Raw genomic sequence first — 21950 nt, 5'->3', positions numbered from 1 at the left:
CACTGTGTAACGTGTTGTCATGCGCCAGTACCCACCTGACGGGCTCATGTCGCCGGGCCCCTCCCGCTCGGTCACAGCCGTCGACGGCGCTCAGACGGGTCAGCCGCTCGACGAGGCCGCCGCCGATCTGGCGCTGCGAGCCTCCCACTACCTGCGCACCCGTTTCCGCGATCGTGTCACCATCGAGGACCTCTCGGCGTACCTGGCCTACAGCCCTTCCCACCTCACTCGGGTCTTCACAGCCGCCGTCGGTACCTCGCCCATGGACTACCTGGCTGCCTGGCGACTGCACGAGGCCAAGCACCTCCTCGTCACCCACCGCCTGGGCGTGGCCGAGACCTGTCACGAGGTCGGCTACACCTCGGTGGGTACCTTCAGCCGCCGCTTTCTGCGCGACGTCGGAACCCCACCCGGCGCCCTGCGCCGTATCGCCGACCGGATCGCCGAACGAACCCTGCCGACCGTGAGCCTCCTGGTGCCGGCGGCGGGGAGGATCCGCGTCCGTCCGCAGGTCCCCGAGGAGATGCGCCGCGCGCTCGGACCTGCCCCCTACCAGTGGGTCGGGACCTTTCCCCGGCCGGTTCCCAGCGGGCTGCCGGCCACCGGGACACTGCGTCGACACATCGATGAGGTCGAGCTGCCCGTGGTGCCGGGAGCCCCCTGGATCCTTGCCACCATCCTCCCCGACGGCGCCAGCGTCCACGAGCACCTGGCCCCCGCGAGCCCTCTCGTGGCGCGGCTGCGTGTCCCCGAGACTCCAGTCGCCGGCCCCGTCACTCTTCCGGTGCGCGCCGCCCTCCCCTGGGATCCCGCGGTCCTCGTGGCCCTGGCGGCGATGGTGGTCTGATGGCCGTCTGAGGCGGCTCAAGGGGAACCGCTCAAGAGAGCAGGATCGGAGTCGTTCGCGGCGTACCGGCCGGTCTACCGTCGTGGAGCGTATGACGTCCCTCGACATGCGGCTGGATACGTAAGGAGCCACTGATGACCGACACCACCGCCCTGCCCGCCGAGCGCCTTGCCGGCTTTCCCTGCTGGATCGAGCTGTACACACCGGACATTGACGCCTCGGCCGCGTTCTACCGGGACCTTCTCGGCTGGGAGATCACCCCTGCCGAACCGGGCGAGCCGCTGACCATCGAGGTGCATCACGACGGTCGGCTCATCGGTTCCTTCGAGCCCGCCGAGGAGGCGCACGGGGACCCCGGCTGGCGGGTGAGCTTCATGGTCGATGACGTCCGCACCGCCGCCGGAGCCGCTGAGAGGGTCGGAGGGAGTGTCGTTGTGGAGCCCACTCGCGTCACTGAGACCATGGCCTATGCCCTCGCCTCCGATCCCGACGGTAACGTCGTCGGGCTCCTGGAGGGTGAGGACTTCGAGGGGCCCTACCCCTACCAGGCCGGGATGCCGGTGTGGTTCGACGTCCTGGCCGGCGACCTGGAGGTGTCCGAGCGCTTTTATCGGGAGGTCGCTGGGTGGTCCACCCGCCGGCTGACCATCGCCGACCAGGAGCAGGACTTCTACACCAGCGTCGTCGGGGGTAGATCTGTCAGCGGCGTCGGTCGGGCCGGCTACTTCGGTGAGGAGGCCCCCTCGTGCTGGCGAATCTACTTCGGGGTTGAGGACGCGGACGCCGCAGCCCGGCGGGTGCGCGAGCTCGGGGGAGCCGTCATCGTCGAGCCCATCGACTTCACGTTCGGACGCATGGTGGAGGTTGCCGACCCGCATGGTGCGCGCTTCCTGCTCACCACCTTCTGATCCTCGCACAGCAGCCGGGTGGAGCCGTTGACGGCCCACCCGGCTGCGTCCGGAGAGCGAGGGCGCTGGGATGCTGTGAAAGAGCAGAAGGAAGCACCCTCATGGCCGGACACGGACCAGGCTACCCAGACCGCTCCGTGTCTGTCGTCGTAGCTGCATCCCCGATCCGTTTCTCCGTCATCTTGTCTGCTGTCGCCTCCGCAGGCGCAAGCAGGGCCAGGATCCGCTCGGTCTGCCACGGCATGATCCCGCCTTCGCCGAAGACCAGCCGGGCCGCATCAGGGTCCTCGACGACGGCGTCGGCCAGCAGGGTGAGCAGGTGCGCCAGCGGCATGCGCCGGCCCTCCAACAGATCAAGCAGGTGAGCCAGGACTCGGTTGGTGCTGTGGTCCAGGTTCGCCACCTGGTGCTCGCCCACCTCTACGGCCAGGTCCCACCAGATGAGCCGGCGCTCGGCGAGATCGATGACGAACGGGGTCGCGTTGAACCCGGGTGAGGTCAGGTCGAGGCGCTGCATGACGGTGGATGCTTCAAAGACCTCGCCGCGCTGCGGGTCCGCGCCGCGGGCCATTGCCCCTGCCCAGCACTCGGGCACCTCGCTCAGGGGGTGGTGGGAGAAGGAGTGGACCGTCATGACGACGTAGCGCCAGCCCTGCCTCAGCGCCTCGGGGAGGGTGACGTCGATGAACTCGGCCGCCCCGTCGGGTGCGGAAGTGAGGTCGCCGGAGTGCACGGCCGCGGTCGAGCGCAGGTTGTAGTAGGCGATCTGCTCGGTGCGAGTGAGGTCCTCGGACACGAAGAAGGCCGACAGGTCCAGGTCCACACGGATCCCCCGGCTGTTTGCGGAGGCAGAGCCCCTCGGGGCCTCGGGCAGATCGCGCCAGTGCAGGAAGAAGCGAATCGTCTCGCCCTCGGGCAGGGGCAGCCGGGTGCCTCGCCCCGCCGTGCGTAGGCCCGGTGAGGCCGAGCGCTGCCCCAACGGCACCGTGTGGCCCTCGTAAAGCTGCTGGTCGACGGTGATCCGCCCGAGGCTCGCCCGCATGCGCAAGGCCTCCTCAACGGTGCGAACCACCGCAGCGTCGGCGTGGCCGGGGTGCCGGGTGGACGGGATGAGCGTCGTCTTGATACCCGTGCCCGATTTGATGGTGACGACCCGCCAGGGCAGCGCATCGGGTCCGGGGGAGGAGAAGTACTCCCACAGGCGGACCAGCACGGGAAGGGAGACCTTGGGCGCGATTCGCGCGAACTCGGCGACCACGCGCTTGCGGGTGGCGTTGTCCCCGCACAGCCGCAGCAGGTGGTTGAGGCGGCGGGCGAAGACCCCGGGGCGAGCGACCAGCAGGTGGAGGGCGCCCTCGACGTCGCGGCGTGCGAGCGCCTCCTCCAGGCGGGAGCCGAACCCCGGCTCGGCGCTCCCGGAGGCGACCTGGCGCAGGAGCTCGGTGGCGCGCGGGAAGCGACGCGCGTAGTCGCCGGCCCGCAGGTGGCGGGCCAGTCGCTTCCACCGCTCTGAGCGCCGAGCCATCTCCTCGGCGCTGTCCCGGCTGTCCTGGACCTGCCCGACGGCGTCGAGCAGTCCCAGCAGCCGGCGCCGTTGCGCGCGGGAGAAGGAGGGGAACCGGCACGGCTCGGCCAGGGAGACGTCGCCGCCCGCCATGGCGACCGCCAGGCGCAGCACGTCGGTGACGGTGCGGTAGGAGGCGGAGAAGTCCAGGCCGGGGAAGGCGACGGTGAGGACGGCGAGGTTCTCCTTGACGGCGACGTGCGGTGCTCGACTGGGACCGTGATCGCGCAGAGCCGTCAGGTCCGCGCGGTCCTGGGCGCTGAAGGGGGTCGCCTGGGCGAAGAGGTCGACCACGATCCGCTCCAGGTCCTGCTCTGTGGCCAGGTCCAGCTCAGTGAGGACGCTGTCGTCCTCCGGCAGGGGCACGCGGGGGCTGGGCCAGTAGGCGGGCAGGATCCTGGCCCCGACGACGTCGCCCAGGTAGTGCAGGGCGGCATTGACCAGCAGCGTGGCCTCGGAGGCGTCGCGGACCTGGACGGGGAAGTCGGGGTAGAAGGGGTGGTACTCGGCGGCCGGTGAGCCGGAGGAAAGGCGGGCTGTGGCATTGACCAGAGCCCAGGCGGCCTCGGGAGAGGCGAGAGCCTTCCGGGCCGGTGCGGAGAGCACGTATCCCAGTGCCCGCATGGTGGTCAGGGCCGTCTCGATACCCGCATCGGTGCCCCGTTCCGGCGTGGGAGTCTCCGCCCGCGAAGGGGCGGAGTGCGACGGCGTTGGCCGGCCGGTGGCCGGCGGGAGGTGAACCGCTCCGAGCCGGCGGATCGTCACTGCGTTGATCGCTGTGGCGGCCTCAGTAGCCGGGGCAACCTTGGCCGCAGCCCCGGCTTGTGTGCCGACCGCCGTCGTCGCAGGGGACTGATCGACTTCCACCTGAGCCTCCTGACACCTCGCCGTCCAGGGACTCCGCGCCCCGAAACCGGCTTGAGCGTACCCGGCTGCGATCTGGTTTTCCCGAGAAACCGCTTGGGCCGGTTCAGTGCGTGGACGCGCGGTGCCCGCGATTCCAGGCGTGATGCGGTTTCCATCATCTAGGCTGAGACCGTGAAGATCCTGCTTCTCGGCTCCGGCGCGCGCGAGCACGCCCTGGCCCGTGCCCTCGCCCGTGACCCGCAGACCACCGAGCTCGTCGTCGCCCCCGGTAATCCTGGGACCGCGGCCATCGCCACGAACCTCAACATCGACCCCTGTGCTCCCGAGGAGGTCGTTGCCCTGGCCACCCAGATGGAGGCAGACCTCGTCGTCGTGGGTCCCGAGGCGCCATTGGTGGCGGGCGTCGCCGACGCCGTGCGCGACGCCGGGATCCCCTGCTTCGGTCCTAGCGCCGAGGCGGCTCGTCTGGAGGGCTCGAAGGCCTTCGCCAAGGAGGTCATGGCCGCTGCCGGCGTGCCCACCGCCGAGGCCGCCGTATGCGCCACCGAGGCCGAGCTGACCGCCGCCCTGGACCGCTTCGGGGCCCCTTACGTCGTCAAGGAGGACGGCCTGGCCGCCGGCAAGGGCGTCGTCGTCACCGATGAGCGCCCTGTGGCCCTGGCCCATGGCCGTGCCTGCCTGACCCGCGGCGGCGGCCGCGTCGTCGTCGAGGACTATCTCGACGGCCCTGAAGCCTCCCTGTTCTGCGTGTGCGACGGTGCCACCGTCCGCCCCCTGGCCCCCGCCCAGGACTTCAAGCGGCTCCTCGACGACGATGCCGGCCCCAACACCGGCGGTATGGGCGCCTACTCGCCCCTGCCATGGGCTCCGGCGGACCTGACCGAGCAGGTGGTGCGCGAGGTCGCCCAGCCCGTCGTCGACGAGATGGCTCGCCGCGGTGCCGGCTTCATCGGCCTGCTCTACTGCGGTCTGGCCCTGACCAGCCGCGGACTGCGCGTCGTCGAGTTCAACGTCCGCTTCGGCGACCCTGAGACCCAGGCCGTCCTGGCCCGCCTGACCTCCTCCCTGCCCGAGCTGCTTCACGCCGCCGCCACCGGCCGCCTCGCCGAGGCCCCCGAACCCACATGGTCCGAGCAGTGCGCCGTCGACGTCGTTATCGCCGCCCCCGGCTACCCCGGTACCGTGACGACCGGCGGCACCGTCACCGGGATCGAGGCTGCCGAGGAGCTCGACGACGTCCACGTCCTGCACGCCGGCACCGGCACCACCGAGCACGGCGAGCTGGTGGCCACCGGTGGGCGCGTCCTGTCCATCGTCGCTCTGGGACCCACCGTGGAGGAGGCTCGGGCGCGCGCCTACGAGGCCGTTGAGCGCATCAGCCTTGAGGGCGCTCAGTACCGTACCGATATCGCCCGCACTTCTTCCGAGACCAAGGACACATCTGTGATCCTTTCGTAAGGTTGGTGAGCGTTGCCGCGACGGGCGAGTGCGGCACGCAGCGGCGGCGGTGTTGGCCCACGTCAACGTCCTGTCGACCTGTTCGGGGGGTCGGTCGGCCCTCCGATTCGTCCTCTTCCCACCGGTCGGATTTGCTCCGGCCCATCGCGCTGCCCTCCTGCGGGCGACCCGGATGAATTGGCGTGATACTGCGACAAGTGAGTTGTGCTGTGCGGTGAATCGCGTCGGCGACCTGGCGGCCCGGAATTGGGCACAGGGCACCCTGCCGATGGCAGGATGGGAGCATGACTCAGTCCGCGAGCTCCGTCTCCGTCAGCCTCGGAGCCTCAGCACCCGCCTCCCAGGCCCCCGCCATTCCAGGCTGGGAGCACCGTTCCAGCGGCAAGGTGAGAGACATATACTCCCCCACCGCTGAGGGCCCCTGGGCCGGGCAGGATGTGCTCCTCGTGGTCGCCTCGGACCGCATCAGTGCCTACGACCACATCCTGTCCACCCCGATCCCGGACAAGGGCAGGGTCCTGACCGCCCTGAGCGCCTGGTGGTTCGAGCAGCTCGCCGACGTCGTTCCGGGCCACCTCGTCTCCCTCGACGTCCCCGCCCAGGTCTCCGGGCGCGCCATGATCTGCCGGCGGCTGGAGATGTACCCGGTGGAGTGCGTGGCCCGCGGTTACCTCACCGGTTCCGGCCTGGCCGAGTACCGGGAGAGCCGGTCCGTGTGCGGCGTGCCCCTGCCCGAGGGCCTGACCGAGGCCTCCCGTCTGCCCGAGCCGATCTTCACCCCCGCCGCCAAGGCCGAGCTCGGCGAGCACGACGAGAACGTCACCTTCGCGCGCGTCACCCAGATGGTGGGCGAGGCTGCCGCCACCGCCCTGCGCGAGACGACCCTGGCCCTCTACACGCGGGCCGCCCGGATCGCCGGTGAGCGCGGCATCATCCTGGCCGACACCAAGTTCGAGCTCGGCACGGACGCCGATGGCACCCTGGTCCTGGGCGATGAGGTCCTCACCCCCGACTCCTCCCGCTTCTGGCCGGCCGATGCCTGGGCACCCGGCCAGGCGACGCCCTCCTTCGACAAGCAGTACGTGCGCGACTGGCTCACCTCGCCGGCCTCCGGCTGGGACCGCGGCGGAGACCAGGAGCCCCCGGCGCTGCCCGACGTCGTCGTCGAGAGGACCCGGTCCCGTTACCTCGAGGCCTATGAACGACTTACCGGCCGTCCCCTGGAGCTGTCATGAGCACCACCTCGCCCTCGTTGGACGTCCCTGATACGGGCCTGGCCGCCCGCGGCTTCAAACCGGGACCGGGGTTCTACGTCCTCGTCTGCCTCATCGTCCTGACGATCGTTCTGGCGCTGTCGGCTGCCATCACCTCCGCCCTCGGAGTCACCGGCACCTCCCGCGTCCTGGGCGGCACCGCCCTCATCCTGGTGGGGCTGGGCATGCTCGCCTCTCTGCGGGTCTCCGCCCGCTCCCTGGTGGTCAACGCCCCCCGCCTGCGCCTGGAGCGCAACCGGGTCCGCGCAGCCCAGGCCCGGCAGCGGGCCGAATCCGCCAAGAGTGCCAAGAGCGCCAAGGGCAAGGCGGACAAGGGCCCCCAGTCTTCGCAACGGGGCTCGGGGCCTGAGGGTGCCGGCGCTGCTCAGCCCGGAACCGACCTGACCACGCTCACCGTGCCGGGGACCAAGGTGCTGGTCCCCGAGCCGACTGGCCGGCGCGAGCTAACCACCCTTGACGTGGTCTCCGGGCCGGTGACCACCGCGCTTGCCGCGACTGCCTTCGGGCGCGCTGCCGACGAGCGCCTGGCCGGAACCTCCACCGGCGAGACCCTCATCCGTGTCGGCCAGCTCCTCCTCGGCGCCACCGGCTTCGTCCTCGTGGCCCTGGGACTCGCCTCCATCCTGGGACAGGTGATCTCATGACCCCCCGTGACCGACGTCCCGACAACGAGCAGGGGCCCGTCAACTGGGGCATCATGCCCAAGCGGACCCCGCGTCCGAAGAACTCCTCCACCCGGCCCGGCGGCAGCGGGCGCCTTGAGACCGTGCGCTCCGCCAACAACCCGGCTTCTTCCGCCTCGACCGCGTCGGCCGCGACGGGGGCCTCGGCCGCGTCCGCCTCGGGCTCGGCCGATGGTGTCTCCGGTGCCCGAGGCGCGGGCGGCGCTGCGGTCATGACTGAGGAGGACATGCGCTCGGCCGCCGCCCAGGCCATTGCCTCGGGAACCGCCGACGCCGTTGACGCCGCCATCGCCATCGACCTGGCCGACGTCGCAGGTGACGACTCCGGATGGGCCGACTCCGCCGTGTCCGCGGGCTCTCCCGCGTCCCCGGTCACCCTGCGCCCCGTCGGCAGCCCCGTCGAGGACTCCGAGGCTCATGGGGAGCCCGGCCCGACGAGTGCTTCCGTCCCACCCACCGGCAACAGTGCCGCCAGTGCCCCCGGCTCCGCAGCCGCTGCCGCCCAGCAGGACCGGGCCGTTGCCGGTGTCGTCAACGACAGCCGTTCCTCGCGGCCCGTCGTGCGCCCCACCGCTGTCGATGGGACGGGCAGCGACGCGCCCCGATCAGGGGGCGCCACCACCCGCGTCTTCACCATCTCCCAGGGCAGACCCACTGCCGTACCCAGTGGCGACTCCGGGGCCGGCGCGCCGTCACAGCCCACTCCCGCCTCCGCCCCGGCTCCCGACGCTGGAAGTCCGTCCACAGGCGGCTCCGGGTACCAGACACGACCCAGTGCCTCGTCCGGTGGCGCCCCCACGACGGCTTCCCAGACCGGTGCCACGGCCACCGGCATATCAGCGAGCCCGCCCACGGGCGCGCCAGGCGAGCTCGGGTCCGAGGAGGACGTCAGCATCCTGGCCGAGTCCAGTGCCTGGGAGGCAGCCACCAATGCCCTCGACTCCGAGGAGATCAAGGCTCAGGGCGGCGGTACCGACTGGGGCGTGGGTCGAGGCCCGGCCAAGGGGCGCGGCCAGCGGCGTCCCTCCTCCGGCACCGACTGGGGGGTGGGGCGCGGACCCGCTAAGAGCTCCGGCGCCCGTACGCGTTCCCCGTGGCCCGCGGCTGTGCGCAGGCAGCGCCTGGTCGGAGTGGTCTTCGCCCTGCTGGGCCTGGTCCTGGCCACTGTCTCGGCCATGAACCTGGCCCGCAACGCCGAGGTCGGCCAGCTGTGGATCCCGCCGTGGCTCGTTGCGGTCCTCGGCGGGGCCGGACTGGTGGCGGCCGCCGGCTATCTGGCCTGGGCCGGAGGCACCCCTGTGCGCCGAGAGGCCGAGCGCTGGAAGCCCGGTGTGCTCGACGCCGCTGCGGGCCTGACCACCGGGACCGTCAAGGTCAACGACCCCGACCGGTTGGTGGCCCGCGCTCGCGGACCGCTCCTGCTGGGCACCTCTGTGCGCGGCGACGAGACCGCTCCCACCGTGGACTCCGGCCCCAAGCCGATCATGGGAACCTCCACCGTCGACCAGTCGACCCACGCCCCGGCCGGAGTGGCCGGTGCGGTGGGCGGCTTCATGCTCGCCAGTGCGGTGGTCTGCGCCGTCGTCGCCCTCATCCTGGGGCCGAGCTGGCTCATCGCCACCGCTGCCCTGACGCTGGGCGGGATCGTCGCGATCCGCCTGGCCGGAGAGTGGCTCGGGCAGGTCTGATCCGGCGTGAGCCGGCTGAATGAATGCTCCCGGCCAAGTCCGGGTAGTCTTGGAGGCACACTCTTCCCGCCTTATCTGAGGAGCACCCATGGGACGCATTGTCGTCGAGGTCATGCCCAAGCCCGAGATTCTTGACCCCCAGGGCAAGGCAGTCGTCGGGAGCCTTCCTCGCCTCGGATTCGACCAGTTCACCGGTGTGCGTCAGGGGCGCCGCTTCGAGCTGACCGTGGACGGCCCCGTCACCGAGGAGCACCTGGCCGCCGCTCGCGAGGCCGCCGACACCCTCCTGTCCAACCCGATCATCGAGGATGTCGTCTCCGTGACCGCTGACGAGGAGGCCTGAGCCGTGAGTGAGTCTCCTTCCGCCCGCATCGGTGTCATCACCTTCCCCGGCACCCTCGACGACGTCGACGCCGCCCGCGCCGTGCGCCTGGCTGGGGCCGAGCCGGTGAGTCTGTGGCACAAGGACGCCGACTTGCACGGGGTCGACGCCGTCGTCGTGCCCGGAGGCTTCTCCTACGGCGACTACCTGCGCTGCGGCGCCATCGCCCGCTTCGCCCCCGTCATGGAGGAGGTTGTGGCCGCCGCCGAGCGCGGCATGCCGGTGCTCGGCATCTGCAACGGCTTCCAGATCCTCGCCGAGGCCCACCTCCTGCCCGGGGCGCTCCTGCGCAACGCGGATCAGCGCTTCATCTGTGTTGAGCAGCGGCTGCGCGTGGAGAACACGCAGACCGCCTGGACCAGTCGATTCACCGATGGGGAGGAGATCGTCGTCCCCATGAAGAACGGCGAGGGCAACTTCATCGCCGCACCCGAGGAGCTCGATCGCCTCGAGGGCGAGGGGCTCGTCGTCTTCCGCTACGTGGGCAACCCCAACGGCTCGGCCCGCGACATCGCCGGTGTGCGCAACGAGCGCGGCAACGTCGTCGGCCTCATGCCTCATCCCGAGCACGCGGTTGAGCCCGGATTCGGTCCCAGCTCGCAGGCCGGTCCGCGCACCGGTACTGATGGACTGGGGGTCTTCCGCTCCGCCATCGACTCCCTGCTGGCCGTCTGACCGCGCCTGCGCCTGACAGCCGTCAGGGCTGAGAACAACAACACCCCGCCCCTCCGAGTTATCCACAGGTCGCCGTCGAGCCTGTGTAGAACTGTGGAGAGGGCGGGGTGCCTCACTGTCCGGCCCCCCTCGGAGTGGTCACGCTCGAGTTGCACGACGCTGAAGAATGTGCAGTCGCTGCCGCCGAGGTCGTGGCCGTTGGAATCTCGCGGACAGGGCCTGACTGATCGGCTGGTTTCCCTGTATTTTCAGCCAAAACTCTGTCTATAGCGATGATGTCCCAAGGTCCGCCGCCGGGTTTGTGGGAAGTCCCCAGTGGGATCGCTCACCCGAGTTGGAGGTCTCGAATGGGTCTTGTGCACAGGGGGAGTGGCGACATCCCAAGAACCCACACAACCCTGCACAAGCCTGTGGACACGACCTGTGGATAACTCCGCTCACGGTGTGATGAAGTCCCCTGAGATCTTGAGCCGTGTAGGTCGCGGCCAAGGGGATGCTGGATCGTGGAGCGCCCAGGGTCGGCGCATGACGAGGCGAGCGGTCTCCGGTCGGGCGGACACGGGTAGTCACTGCCTCTGTGAATTATCCTCGCGCGCGTGCTCCTGAGAGTCGCATTCCAGATCCGCTGCTGTGAAACGAGATATTCACTGAGGCTCGGAGGGCGGAGCGTAAGACAGTCTATCGAAGACTAAATGGCTCTCCTTGATCACCCCTGACTCAACGAGAAAACACTCGCTGACTGGAGCGGATCGGGTCGAGGGAGTGTGGGGAAAGTAGTAGAGCACAGCAGTGCTGTCGTCACCGAAGGCGGCGTGAGGTGTGTGTCCCTCCATGACCTTCATGAATCCGCCGAGGTATGCGCGGTACTCCTCCTTGCCGTTGAGCTCTTTTCCTGGCGCGTGAACGACCACGTCGTCGGCCATGAAGCTCACCGCTTTGTCAAGGTCGCCGCCGGTCCACGCCTCGTGATAGGCGGTAGCGATACCTAAAGCGCTGTCGGAAGTGGTCTTGTTGTCAGTGGTCATGTGCTGCTCCTCAGTGAAGTGGTTCATGGCTTCGCTGTGCCACGTGCTTGTCGAGCCACGCCTTGAGAGGTTCGGCGCGGTTCTTGGAAGGCCCTCATGCTCTCTTGGACCTCGTGCCTCCCGATTCCCCGCCGGTAAGGGTGCGGTTGTGGTCCCTGGCGACGTCGACCCAGAAGGCAAGCTTCTCGTCGTCGGCGATGGCCTCGGGTGCAACGGTGATCCACCCGGGCCCCATGTCTCGCCCGGCACCCATCTGAGCCTGCGTCGCACCCGGTTCGTCCAGGAGCGCCTCATGGCGCTCGGCATCGGCACGCACCAAGAGGTCCCCGCTCTTCCCCGCGCTGACGATCATCTTGTCGTTGACCATGATCGCTCGGCCTCCGAACATGGAGACCTCCCGCACATCCGGTTCGTCATCGACCAGTGCGCGGACGCGCTGAACGAGGCGGTGCTGCTCGGGCGTCATCACTGACACGGCTTCTCCTCCCCTCGGCGATCAGTCGGTCAGCGGCTGCCAGTGGTCCGGTCCGGCGTCCCCGCCCGCACCGGCGACCTTGAGGCGGGGCATGAAGTGGGCCCATCCGTGCGCGTGCCCGCGGACCTCGGGCTCCGGCAGGTCGGTGTGGTGCAGGTCCACGCGCGTGCCGCCAGTGATCGGGATCAGGAGGAACTCGACCGTGGATGCGCCCGCGGGCAGGTCGTCATTGCCGGCGAACCCCCAGGAGACCACCACGCGCTTGCACGGCTCGACAACGAGGTACTCGCCCCGCACGGGATAGCCGGCGATGTCGACCGCGAACCGGCCGCCCGGCGACGGATCGAGATCGGCGTACTGCCCCATCCACGCCGTCATGCCCTCGTTGGTGGTGAGGTACTCGAACACCGCCTGCGGGGGTGCCTCGATCTCAATGGAGTCCCGGAACTCAGCCATGCCGCCTCTCCTCTCGCTGCTCGACGGCGGACTTGAGGGCCGCCAGCCTTCCGGGCCAGAAGTCGTCGAGGTAGGAGCGCACCGCCGCCAGTCCATCCGTGTTGAGCGCGTACAGGCGGCGCGTGTGATCGGCGCTGACGGTTGCCAGGCCCGCCTTCTGAAGGGTTCGAAGGTGATGTGAGGCGGTTTGCTGCGACAGTCCAACCGCCTGCGCGACGACGCCGACAGGCTGCGGGCCTGAGCGGATCACCCTCAGGATCGCCCGACGGTTCCCGTCGGCCAGGGCTCGTAACGCCACATCGACATCAATCGCCTCCGCTGCTCCCACGCGCTCCTCCTCAGGTCGATGACTTCACCCTAGCACAAATATCCACATGTACTCATGAATGTTTGTAGATAGTGATGTCATCTCTTTCGGGGCGGCGAACCGCATTGTTGCCGGTCCTCCGGACCGAGTGGGAACGAGGCCTGTCCCGAGCCGGATCTGCTCGGGCCTGCCGGTGCCGTCAGTCGGTCAGCCGCTAGCCCACCAGGTCGGCCACGATCTGCAGGAGGTCCTGCAGGTGGCGGTTGGACAGGAACTCCCGGCGCACGGACTCGTGCGCGGCCAGCCCCATCTCCTGGGCCCGCTCGGGGAAGAGCAACAGGTCGCGCACGGCCTCGGCCCAGGCGACGCCGTCGGTCGGGTCAACCAGGACGCCGTCGACGCCGTCGTCGATCTGGTCACGGATGCCGCCGACAGCGGAGGCTACCACCGGGGCCTTCTTCCACATCGCCTCGGCCACCGTCAGGCCGAAGGCCTCGATGAGGGAGCGCTGGGTGACCACCGAGCTGACCCGCTGGACGGCATTGACAACAGTGGCGTTGACCTCCCGGTCCTCCATGCTCGCCGCTGCCACGTGGATCCGTGAGGCGACCGACTCGGGCAGCACTGAGCAGCGCTCCACGATCTGCGTCAGGGTCGCCTGCGACTCGGACCCGTCCGGGGTCGGGCCGACCAGCAGCAGGTGGGCGTCCTCGGGCAGCAGGGCGATGTTGTCGGCGAAGGCCTCCACCAGCTCCAGGCCGCCCTTAAGGCGGTCCCAGCGGTTGACCTGGGTAATGACTCGGGCGCCCAGCGGTACCGGTCCGCCGGCCAGGACTGGGTCATCGGTCAGACCGCGGAAGGCGTCGGCGCGCCCGTCGTGACGCAGGAAGGGCACGGCCTCGAAGGGCGGTTCACCGGCGAAGATGCCGGACAGTCGCGCCACCGACCAGGCCTCGTCCAGATCCAGGACCCGGTTCTTGGGGGAGTCGGCGTCGATGGAGGGCGCCAGGACCGCGCAGCGCTCGGCCTCGATGTAGGGCGGCCGGTACTCGGGGCGGGAGACGACGACGAGGTCCACGTCCTCCAGGTAGCGGTCCAGGAAGGCCCAGGCGTAGTCGGCGGCCTCTCCCGCCCCTTCGGCCCCGGCGTGGCAGCGCCAGATCACGGTGGCACCCACGGCCTTGAGGGCCTTGGCCAGGCCGGCCGTGGGCGGGTCGTGGAGGATGACGACGTCGTCGGGGCGGACCTCATCGACGATGTTCTCCGCGTTGGAGGACAGGACGTGCTCGTAGATGTCGCGCTGCTTGTCCCCGAGCTTGCCGCCATCGCCGCGGTCTCCATGAATGCCGGCGTGCAGGCGGTTGGCGATCTGGGTGAACTCCTCGGGGGCGTCCAGGCTCAGCCAACGCACGTCGAGGCCGGCGCCCAGGGCGTAGCCCACGAGGGGGGCGACCGTCTCCGCCGGCCCTGAACCGGCGGCGGCCGACGGCGTCACCGTCCACACGGTGCGTCCTTCCAGGAGGGCCTCGGCGCCGGCCAGACTCGTGTGCAGCCGTCTGACGGCCACCTCGTCCAGGTGGCTCTCCAGGTGCGACAGGGGCAGTGGGGCGACGTCGATGTCTCTCATGCCATGATCTTCCCCCGAAATCGTGTGAGTCGCAGCACTTTGAGAGTGGGCGTGGCGCCTCGTTTCCATTTCTCAATGTTTTTCGGCCGAATTCCGCGACGCTAGGACCGGGCGCGGACAGCGGCGGGCCAAGGCGAGTGGTGAGATGAGGCACCGTGGGGGCGCGGGTAGGCTTGGCCCGGCCGCACTCCCTCTTCGACCAGGAGCACCCATGGCGCCCGAGTCCGCGATCCCAGCCCACCACCCCGACACCGTTGCCGATGCCGCCGCGACTCCCGAACGGGAGATGCCCTGGAAGGAGCTGGGGCTCAAGGCTGACGAGTACGAGTCCATCCGCGAGCTGCTGGGCCGGCGCCCCACGAACGCCGAGCTGGCCATGTACTCGGTCATGTGGTCCGAGCACTGCTCCTACAAGTCCTCCAAGATCCACCTGCGCCAGTTCGGGGCTAAGACCACTCCAGAGATGCGCGAGCACCTCCTGGTCGGCATGGGGGAGAACGCCGGCGTCGTCGACATCGGTGACGGCTGGGCCGTGACCTACAAGGTCGAGTCGCACAACCACCCCAGCTACGTCGAGCCCTACCAGGGGGCCGCCACCGGCGTGGGCGGGATCGTGCGCGACATCATCTCCATGGGGGCGCGGCCCGTGGCCGTCATGGACCAGCTGCGCTTCGGCGCCGTCGACCACTCCGACACCGCGCGCGTCGTCCACGGCGTGGTGGCCGGCGTGGGTACCTACGGCAACTCCCTGGGGCTGCCCAATATCGGCGGAGAGACCGAGTTCGACTCCTCCTACCAGGAGAACCCGCTGGTCAATGCTCTGTGTGTGGGCGTGCTGCGCCATGAGGACATCCACCTGGCCAACGCCACCGGCGCCGGCAACAAGGTGGTGCTCTTCGGGGCGCGCACCGGCGGCGACGGGATCGGTGGGGCCTCCATCCTGGCGTCCGAGTCCTTCGAGGACGGCATGCCCGCCAAGCGCCCCAGCGTCCAGGTGGGCGACCCCTTCATGGAGAAGGTCCTCATCGAGTGCTGCCTCGACCTGTTCGGCGCCGGGCTCGTGCTCGGCATCCAGGATCTGGGCGCCGCCGGCATCTCCTGCGCCACCTCCGAGCTGGCCTCCAACGGCGACGGTGGCATGCACGTCGACCTGGAGAAGGTGCTCCTGCGCGACCCCACCCTGACTGCCGGCGAGATCCTCATGAGCGAGTCCCAGGAGCGCATGATGGCCGTTGTCGCGCCCGACAAGCTCGAGGAGTTCATGGCCGTCATCGACAAGTGGGACGTCGAGGCCGCCGTCATCGGGGAGGTCAACGGCTCGGGCCGCCTGACCATCGACCACTTCGGGGAGCGGATCGTCGACGTCGACCCGCGCACCGTGGCCCATGAGGGGCCCACCTACGAGCGCCCCTACACCCGCCCCGCCTGGCAGGACGAGCTCAACGCGGACACCGCCGAGCGCCTGGACCGCCCCGGATCCGCCGCCGAGCTCGCCGAGCAGGTGCGCGCCGTCGTGACCAGCCCCAACCAGGCCTCCACCGCCTGGGTCACCGACCAGTACGACCGGTTCGTGCGTGGAGACACCGCCCTGTGCCAGCCCGACGACGCCGGTGTCATTCGCGTCGACGAGGCCACCGGTCGCGGCGTGGCCATCTCCACCGACGCCAACGGCCGCTTCACCAAGCTCGACCCCGCCACCGGCGCCGCCCAGGCCCTGGCCGAGTCCTACCGCAACGTGTGCACCGTGGGCGCCCGGCCCCTGGCCGTCACCGACTGCCTCAACTTCGGCTCGCCGGAGGACCCCGACGCCATGTGGCAGCTCGTCGAGGCCATTACCGGCCTGGCCGACGCCTGCGCCGTCATGGGCGTGCCGGTCACTGGCGGCAACGTGTCCCTCTACAACTCCCACGGCAAGGTCAAGGGGCAGCTCGACTCCTCGATCAACCCCACGCCCGTCGTCGGCGTCCTGGGTGTCATGGACGACGTGCGCCGGGCCAACCCCTCGGGCTGGCACGAGGAGGGTCTGGCCATCATGGCTCTGGGGACCACCGCCGACGAGCTCGACGGCTCGGCCTGGTCCCGTGTGGTCCACGACCACCTCGGTGGGCTGCCTCCGCGCGTTGACCTCGAGGCGGAGATGGCGCTCGGGCGGGTCCTGCTGGCCCTGAGCGACGCGGAGGGCCGCGGCGGCGAGTCACTGGTTCACGCCGCCCACGACTGCTCCGCCGGCGGCCTCATCCAGGCGCTCGTGGACTCCTGCCTGCGCTGCGGCGTCGGAGCAAGCGTGGACCTGACCGCCATCCAAGAGGAGGGCGTGGACGACTTCACCGCCCTGTTCTCCGAGTCCGGGGCCCGTGCGATCGTTGCCGTGCGTGAGGAGCTCGTGCCCGCCGTGACTGCGGCCGCCGAGGCCGAGGACGTCGCCGTGGCGCGCCTGGGCACCACCGGCGGCGACCTGCTCGTCGTGGCCGGCAGCGACCTGCTCGCCGACGGCGGTGCCGGGCGTCCCCTCGTCCTGGACCTGGCCGAGCTCGGGGCCGACGTCGAGGGCGTCCTGCCGGCCCTGTTCTGAGCGCCCCTCCACTGCGCACCGAACCGGGCATTCTTCGCCGAGCCCTAAGGCATTTCCGCAGGGCTCCGCGAAGAATGCCGGCTCGACGTCCGGGGGATTTGGAAAGAGACGGCCGGGTCTTACGCGTCCAGGTGCGCACCGCTAGCCTGGGTGCATGATCGATCATGCCTCTGTGAGTGTCAGTGATCCGGCGGTCTCCAAGGCCTTCTACGAGGCGGCGCTCGCGGCGGGAGGAACCGACAACGGCGCGCCCGGGGAGCGTTCGCACTACCACCCCGGCTACTACGGGGCCTTCGTGCTCGACCCTGACGGCAACAACCTTGAGGCCGTCTTCCACGGCGCTGGCGACTGAGCGTCGCCTGCGCGCCTCAACTCCGCTCTTGCCGGAGGCCTTCTACACGTACCGGGACATCTGACGCCTACGAGGACAGGAAACCTGCACCCGCACGCGTGGGATGTCCCCGCGCAGTGTCAGCGGCGAGAAGGAAGAAGGACTCGGAGCAGCAGGGCGGCGCGCTTCAGTTCCTACCGGTGATCAGCGTGGACGCTGTGCGCGGGACGCCGATGAGCACCAGATAGAGAATGCCGGCGAGGGCGGCGGTCAGGATGTTCTTGAGCCAACGACGTCCGAGGGGTTCGCCGTCGGAGGCGAGCCCGCGGATCATGGGGCGGGAGGTCGTGATCGCAGTCATGGCTCCAGCCTGCGTGATCATGGCTGAAGGCACATCAGGCCGCCGAATGATTCTCTGCCGATCCATATCCACCCTAAGGAGGGCGGATCGCGGCGCGCTTCCAACTCAGGTTGGAGGAGGCTTCCCGACGGCGGTCGTCAATTAATGTCCGGGTGTCTCAGGAAGATATCGAAGCGGTTGGCGAGTCATTCGTTGCCGACCGCGCAACGCTCCTTCCGTACCCGCTCGAACGGAGCGCAGTAGCGCGGAAGGCGGCGCCTCAGCGTGTCGTGCGCCCGGCGTGGCGCCCTCTCAGCCGCGGATTTGCCAGATATCACTCAGGTAACTGCTCGCAATCGGCTCAAGATGCCGCAGATACCTCGCAGAGATCTCTAGACTTCAACCATGACTGTGCCTTCAGAGACCTCGGGGACGATCGACCCTCGCGAGGTGTCACTGTATGCCGGCCACTTCGACGCGTTGTGGGGTGTGGCCTGGAGCCCGGATGGGACGCGGCTCCTGTCCGGATCGCACGACGGCACGGCCCGGGTCTGGGACGCGAACCGCGGCACCGAGCTGTTCGCGCTCGCAGGTCCCAGTCTGTCCATCAGTGCGGTGGCCTGGAGTCCCGACGGCACGCGTCTGCTCACCGCGGCGGAGGACCACAGCGTGCGCATCTGGGACGCGACCACCGGTGCCGACCTGCTGACCCTGGGGGTCGGCGGCTCCGGCGTCGGCGGGGCAGTGGCCTGGAGTCCCGACTCCACCCGCATCCTCACCAGCTTCGACGACGCCTCGGCCCGCATCTGGGACGCCTCCAGCGGCCAGGTGGTGCGCACACTGTCCGGTCATACGGAGCACCTCACCGCGGTGTCGTGGAGCCCGGACGGGACCCGCGTGGCCACCGCCTCCGATGACGGCACCGCCCGGGTCTGGGACGTCACCACCGGCACCGAGCTGCTGCGCGTGGGCCCCATGGCCTTCGTGGGGCGCGGCGCCACTGTGGGCCCCGACGGCAGGCCGACCCACGTCGGCCCGATCGAGCCGATGACTGGACTGTCGTGGAGCCCGGACTCGCGCCGCATCATCACCGCCTTCGACTCCGCCGAGCCCCGGGTCTGGGACGCCGCCACCGGCGAGGAGGTCCTCAGCCTCCACGGCCGCGAGCGCCGCTGGGTGAGCGTGGTCTCCTGGAGTCCCGACGGCAGCCGCATCATCACCGACGACATCTCCGGCACCACCGCCCACATCTGGGACGCCGCCACCGGCGAGGAGCTGCTCAGCCTGCGCGGCCACAGCCAGTGGGCCTGCGCCCTGGCCTGGAGCCCGGACTCGCGCCGCGTGGCCACTGGCTCGCACGACGACACCGTGCGCGTCTGGGACGCCGCTACCGGTCAGCCCCTGCTCGTCCTGGGGCCCGGCAACTCCGTCGAGACCGTCTCCTGGAGCCCTGACGGCACGAAGCTGACCATCGGCGCCAAGAACGGCGGCAACCGCGTCTGGGACGCCACGACCGGCGAGCCGCGGCTGACGGTGGACAACGGCGCCCGCGAGCTGAGCGAGGTCGTCTGGAGTCCCGACGGCACCCGCCTGGCCACATCCTCCTACCTCTCACCGCGCGTCCTCATCCTTGACGCCTCCACCGGCGACGTCGTCCAGGCCCTGACCGCCGGCGAGGACGACGTCAACGACGTCTCCTGGAGCCCGGACAGCGAGCGCATCCTCACCGGCCTGGGAGACGATCGCGCCGCGATCTGGGACGCCGCCCGCGGCGAACGCATCCTTACCCTCGAGGGCCACAGCGACATGATCACCTCGGTGGCCTGGAGCCCCAACGGTCAGCGCGTTCTGACCGGCTCCCAGGACGGGACCGCCCGCATCTGGGACGCGGACACCGGCGAGGTCATCCACACCTACACCGGTAACTGGGTGCGCGACGTCGTGTGGACCCAGGGCGGTCCCCGTGTCGTCACCGGCAGTGCCGACGGCGCCGCCCACGTCTGGGACGTCATCACCTCCGGCGAGCTCGTGACGCTGCGCGATGAGGGCGCCATGGTCCGCTCCTACGCCTGGAGCCCTGACGGCGCCCGGGTGCTGGCCGGCTTCGACGACGGCGTCGTGCGCGTCTGGGACGAGGTCTCCGGCAAGATCGTCCTGTCCCTGGCCGGCCACCGCTTCGGCGTCACCGATGCGCAGTGGAGTCCTGACGGCGCCCGGATCCTCACCGGCTCCGAGGACGGAACGGTGCGCCTGTGGGACGCCACCACCGGCGAGATGACCGGGCTGTTCCTGTGCTTCTTGCCCGACGGCGGGGTGGCCATCCTCGACGCCCCCTCCCTGAGCCTGCGCTCGGGTCCCGGTGAGGTCTGGGACTACCTCGGCCGTCCTGAGATCCTCGCCGGCCAGCTCACTCGTGTGGGTGTCGAGCGGCGTCAGTACATCAACCCCGACCCGCTGCCCGAGACCGTCGCGGAGCCTTCTCCGGCGATCCCGGAGGGCGAGGGCCCGGCAGCGGAGGGGACTTCCGAGACGTCGCCGGCGCCTGAGGCCGTTGAGGCCGGCGAGGTGACGGAGGTGGCCGACGACTCCGCTGAGCAACCGGCTGAGCAGGACTCCGCCGTTTCAGCTGGCTCGATCTCCGAGCCGGCTCCTGCGCAGCCCGATGCTGCCGCTGACCGGCCTGCTTCTCAGGCCGCTCCAGCAGGCGAGGGCGTGCCGGCTCAGTCGGCTCACGAAGAGGCCGCCTCGGCGCCGGTGCCCGAGACCGTCGAGGACGCCCCTGCCGAGACGGACGGCGAGCCGGTCCCCGAGGCGATTGCGGAGCCCGCAGCGGAGGAGGGGCAGATCGAGGAGCCCGTGTCCGCCGAGGCCGAGATCGTCACACCTGTCTCCGCCCCCGAGGCGGAGGACTCTGCCGCCCGTGCCCGGCACACGGCCGCGCACACGCCGGCAGACGCCGCTGTGGTCGCAGACGCCGTCGAGCAGCCGGCCGCACCGGCCGAGACCGAGCCGGTCGCCGCTCCGACGGGTGAGACCCTCCTCGTCCAGCCCTTCCCCGTGGATCAGGGACTCGTGGACGGTGAGGTGACCGCTCCTCCGGCCGCGACGACGCCGTCGATGGTTGCGATGCCGGTGGCTCCCACCACGGCCCCCGTCGAGGAGCAGAGCCCCGTACCGGTCGACGAGGGTGATCAGCCCGGTGAGATCGGGGTATCGGCAGCGCAGACCCCCTCTGCGGCCGGTGCTGAGCCTGACGACGACAGCACCAGCGAGGCCGTCATCAACACGCCCGCAACCCCGGCGCCCCAGACCGGCTCCGCCGCCTCGCGCCGGGCCCGGCACGCGGCCGCCACGGCCCAGACCCCGGCTGAGCCGGATGCGGACGTGGTTGTCGAGGGCGAGGTCGAGGCCGCCTCCGACGCTGCCGCACCGACCCAGGTGGCGTCGTCCTCCGGGACGGCCGAGTCGGCCTACGAGCCGGTGGCGATCCCCGCCGTCGAGCACGCCGGCGACGAGCCCGTCGCCGCGCCCACCGGTGAGACCGTCGCCCCGGACCAGTCCGAGCCCGCTCCGATCGGCGACGCCGGCAGCGAGAGTGACCAGACCACTCTGGACCTCTCCAAGGAGCTCGGTGAGCCGGTGCAGGCGGAGATGCCCCGGCACGCGGTCCCCGCCGAGGGCGCGGTGCCGCCTGTCGCCGAGGCCGAAGGCTCTGAGCCCGTCGCCGCGCCCACCGTCTCAACGCCCGAGGACGATCCTGAGGACCACGCGGCGCCCGAGGGTCCCGTCGAGCAGATCGACGTGGCGAACGCGGAGCAGGCGGAGAACTCGGAGAGCTCTCAGACGCCTGAGGTGCCAGTGGAGGCCGCGGAGTCTGAGGAGCCCGCGAAGCCCGCAGAGAGCACGGAGGCCGTTGAGGCCCCCGAGGCCGCTGAAGCCGCTGAGGAGGAGCCTGCGGAGCCCACCCCCGTCCCCTGGGGGGACGAGGAGCTGCGCCGTCGGATCTACACCGAGGTCCAGGAGTTCGTCGCCGCCATCGCACGCCGCGACGTCAACGAGCTGGCGAGCCGCTACGGCATCTCCGGTAACGACCTGGCCGGCCTTGACGAGCAGCTCGCCGTGCTCTCCATCCCGGCTGCCGACCTGGCCCTCTACCCGGTGGAGCAGGCCGACGACTACGTCGACGGTCACCACCGACTGGGGCTCAGCGAGCTGGAGGGCGGCGGCGTCGTCATCACCAGCGAGCTGTGGGCTCACGAGGCTGCCACCGGTGCACGTCTCAACGCCCACTGGAACCCCATGGGGATCTACCCCTTCGACTTCCGCAACGTGAGCATGTGAGTCATCTCCTGTGAGCGCCTTCGGGGCGCGTCGTAGTCCGCGTGTGGCCCCGTACCTCCTAGGTACGGGGCCACACGCGGTTCTCGGACCGGGGGTGCGCCGGCCGGCGCCGGGGCGTGCCGGAGAAGCG

Annotated in this window: 17 protein-coding genes and 1 pseudogene; 11 read left to right on the top strand and 7 right to left on the bottom strand. The window is 70.2% G+C overall.

Annotated features, from left to right (window positions below):
* The first annotated feature begins 19 nt into the window (after nt 1-19).
* Together BKH33_RS07550 and BKH33_RS07545 are read left to right on the top strand one after the other, a co-directional pair.
* Nucleotides 20-847, top strand: coding sequence for a helix-turn-helix domain-containing protein (locus BKH33_RS07550; protein ID WP_076080975.1), 828 nt, complete (start codon nt 20-22; stop codon nt 845-847).
* A 134-nt stretch (nt 848-981) separates the two neighbouring features.
* Nucleotides 982-1755, top strand: coding sequence for a VOC family protein (locus BKH33_RS07545; RefSeq protein WP_003780924.1), 774 nt, complete (start codon nt 982-984; stop codon nt 1753-1755).
* A gap of 121 nt (nt 1756-1876) precedes the next feature.
* Here BKH33_RS07545 and BKH33_RS07540 read toward each other — a convergent pair whose 3' ends face one another.
* A complete protein-coding gene (locus tag BKH33_RS07540) occupies nt 1877-4186 on the bottom strand; it encodes a TerD family protein (RefSeq protein ID WP_076142676.1) in 2310 nt (769 codons plus the stop codon).
* A gap of 171 nt (nt 4187-4357) precedes the next feature.
* Here BKH33_RS07540 and purD point away from each other — a divergent pair, with 171 nt between their 5' ends.
* From purD to purQ, 6 genes are all read left to right on the top strand, one after another.
* On the top strand, nt 4358-5644 hold the full coding sequence (gene purD, locus BKH33_RS07535; protein ID WP_003784612.1) for a phosphoribosylamine--glycine ligase: 1287 nt from the start codon (nt 4358-4360) through the stop codon (nt 5642-5644).
* Nucleotides 5645-5928: 284 nt separating this feature from the next.
* Nucleotides 5929-6879, top strand: coding sequence for a phosphoribosylaminoimidazolesuccinocarboxamide synthase (locus tag BKH33_RS07530; RefSeq protein ID WP_003784605.1), 951 nt, complete (start codon nt 5929-5931; stop codon nt 6877-6879).
* Nucleotides 6876-7562 carry a hypothetical protein gene (locus BKH33_RS07525; protein ID WP_003784614.1) on the top strand — a complete coding sequence of 229 codons (687 nt, stop codon included), beginning with the start codon at nt 6876-6878 and terminating at the stop codon, nt 7560-7562. Before BKH33_RS07530 ends, BKH33_RS07525 begins: the two co-directional genes overlap by 4 nt.
* Complete coding sequence (locus BKH33_RS14115) at nt 7559-9289, top strand: hypothetical protein (RefSeq protein WP_003784590.1); 1731 nt, start codon at nt 7559-7561, stop codon at nt 9287-9289. The genes BKH33_RS07525 and BKH33_RS14115 overlap by 4 nt, the downstream gene beginning before the upstream one ends.
* An 88-nt stretch (nt 9290-9377) precedes the next feature.
* Nucleotides 9378-9632 (top strand): phosphoribosylformylglycinamidine synthase subunit PurS, encoded by a 255-nt coding sequence (gene purS, locus BKH33_RS07515; protein WP_003784601.1) that lies wholly within the window; start codon nt 9378-9380, stop codon nt 9630-9632.
* A 3-nt stretch (nt 9633-9635) separates the two neighbouring features.
* Nucleotides 9636-10346, top strand: a complete 711-nt coding sequence (gene purQ, locus BKH33_RS07510) for a phosphoribosylformylglycinamidine synthase subunit PurQ (RefSeq protein WP_003784616.1) — start codon at nt 9636-9638, stop codon at nt 10344-10346.
* Between the two features lie 644 nt (nt 10347-10990).
* Here the strand turns inward: purQ and BKH33_RS07505 are convergent.
* The 5 genes from BKH33_RS07505 to BKH33_RS07485 all read right to left on the bottom strand — a co-directional run bounded on the left by BKH33_RS07505 (nt 10991) and on the right by BKH33_RS07485 (nt 14236).
* Nucleotides 10991-11371: a nuclear transport factor 2 family protein gene (locus BKH33_RS07505; RefSeq protein WP_076142682.1), complete on the bottom strand. Its 381-nt coding sequence runs from the start codon at nt 11369-11371 to the stop codon at nt 10991-10993.
* Between the two features lie 94 nt (nt 11372-11465).
* Complete coding sequence (locus tag BKH33_RS07500; protein WP_003784597.1) at nt 11466-11846, bottom strand: TfoX/Sxy family protein; 381 nt, start codon at nt 11844-11846, stop codon at nt 11466-11468.
* A 21-nt stretch (nt 11847-11867) separates the two neighbouring features.
* On the bottom strand, nt 11868-12302 hold the full coding sequence (locus BKH33_RS07495) for an SRPBCC family protein (protein ID WP_003784618.1): 435 nt from the start codon (nt 12300-12302) through the stop codon (nt 11868-11870).
* Nucleotides 12295-12630 (bottom strand): ArsR/SmtB family transcription factor, encoded by a 336-nt coding sequence (locus BKH33_RS07490; RefSeq protein ID WP_003784603.1) that lies wholly within the window; start codon nt 12628-12630, stop codon nt 12295-12297. The genes BKH33_RS07495 and BKH33_RS07490 overlap by 8 nt, the downstream gene beginning before the upstream one ends.
* A 193-nt stretch (nt 12631-12823) precedes the next feature.
* Nucleotides 12824-14236, bottom strand: coding sequence for a glycosyltransferase (locus tag BKH33_RS07485; RefSeq protein ID WP_003784594.1), 1413 nt, complete (start codon nt 14234-14236; stop codon nt 12824-12826).
* A 211-nt stretch (nt 14237-14447) separates the two neighbouring features.
* Here BKH33_RS07485 and purL point away from each other — a divergent pair, with 211 nt between their 5' ends.
* Together purL and BKH33_RS07475 are read left to right on the top strand one after the other, a co-directional pair.
* The gene (gene purL, locus BKH33_RS07480; protein ID WP_076142675.1) at nt 14448-16808 is read left to right on the top strand and encodes a phosphoribosylformylglycinamidine synthase subunit PurL; all 2361 of its coding nucleotides are present in this window, start codon (nt 14448-14450) and stop codon (nt 16806-16808) included.
* 196 nt (nt 16809-17004) lie between these two features.
* A pseudogene (locus BKH33_RS07475) lies at nt 17005-17160 on the top strand (VOC family protein); the annotation flags it as partial.
* Between the two features lie 166 nt (nt 17161-17326).
* On the opposite strand, the gene BKH33_RS13885 reads toward BKH33_RS07475, so the two are convergent.
* The gene (locus BKH33_RS13885) at nt 17327-17500 is read right to left on the bottom strand and encodes a hypothetical protein (protein ID WP_167368383.1); all 174 of its coding nucleotides are present in this window, start codon (nt 17498-17500) and stop codon (nt 17327-17329) included.
* Nucleotides 17501-17884: 384 nt separating this feature from the next.
* On the opposite strand from BKH33_RS13885, the gene BKH33_RS07465 reads away from it, so the two are divergent.
* Complete coding sequence (locus BKH33_RS07465) at nt 17885-21820, top strand: WD40 domain-containing protein (protein ID WP_076142674.1); 3936 nt, start codon at nt 17885-17887, stop codon at nt 21818-21820.
* The last annotated feature ends 130 nt before the right edge of the window (nt 21821-21950 follow it).

The sequence above is a fragment of the Actinomyces naeslundii genome (assembly GCF_001956585.1).
Classification (GTDB): Bacteria; Actinomycetota; Actinomycetes; order Actinomycetales; family Actinomycetaceae; genus Actinomyces; species Actinomyces naeslundii.
The sequence above is the reverse complement of the archived record's forward strand: the minus strand, read 5'-3'. Positions and strand labels throughout refer to the sequence as shown.

Coding starts and splice junctions, on each gene's coding strand:
- BKH33_RS07550 (WP_076080975.1), top strand. CDS start 20: ATGCGCCAGTACCCACCTGACGGGCTCATGTCGCCGGGCCCCTCCCGC.
- BKH33_RS07505 (WP_076142682.1), bottom strand. CDS start 11,371: ATGACCACTGACAACAAGACCACTTCCGACAGCGCTTTAGGTATCGCT.
- purL (WP_076142675.1), top strand. CDS start 14,448: ATGGCGCCCGAGTCCGCGATCCCAGCCCACCACCCCGACACCGTTGCC.
- BKH33_RS14115 (WP_003784590.1), top strand. CDS start 7,559: ATGACCCCCCGTGACCGACGTCCCGACAACGAGCAGGGGCCCGTCAAC.
- BKH33_RS07485 (WP_003784594.1), bottom strand. CDS start 14,236: ATGAGAGACATCGACGTCGCCCCACTGCCCCTGTCGCACCTGGAGAGC.
- BKH33_RS07545 (WP_003780924.1), top strand. CDS start 982: ATGACCGACACCACCGCCCTGCCCGCCGAGCGCCTTGCCGGCTTTCCC.
- purS (WP_003784601.1), top strand. CDS start 9,378: ATGGGACGCATTGTCGTCGAGGTCATGCCCAAGCCCGAGATTCTTGAC.
- BKH33_RS07465 (WP_076142674.1), top strand. CDS start 17,885: ATGACTGTGCCTTCAGAGACCTCGGGGACGATCGACCCTCGCGAGGTG.
- BKH33_RS07530 (WP_003784605.1), top strand. CDS start 5,929: ATGACTCAGTCCGCGAGCTCCGTCTCCGTCAGCCTCGGAGCCTCAGCA.
- BKH33_RS13885 (WP_167368383.1), bottom strand. CDS start 17,500: ATGACTGCGATCACGACCTCCCGCCCCATGATCCGCGGGCTCGCCTCC.
- BKH33_RS07495 (WP_003784618.1), bottom strand. CDS start 12,302: ATGGCTGAGTTCCGGGACTCCATTGAGATCGAGGCACCCCCGCAGGCG.
- BKH33_RS07525 (WP_003784614.1), top strand. CDS start 6,876: ATGAGCACCACCTCGCCCTCGTTGGACGTCCCTGATACGGGCCTGGCC.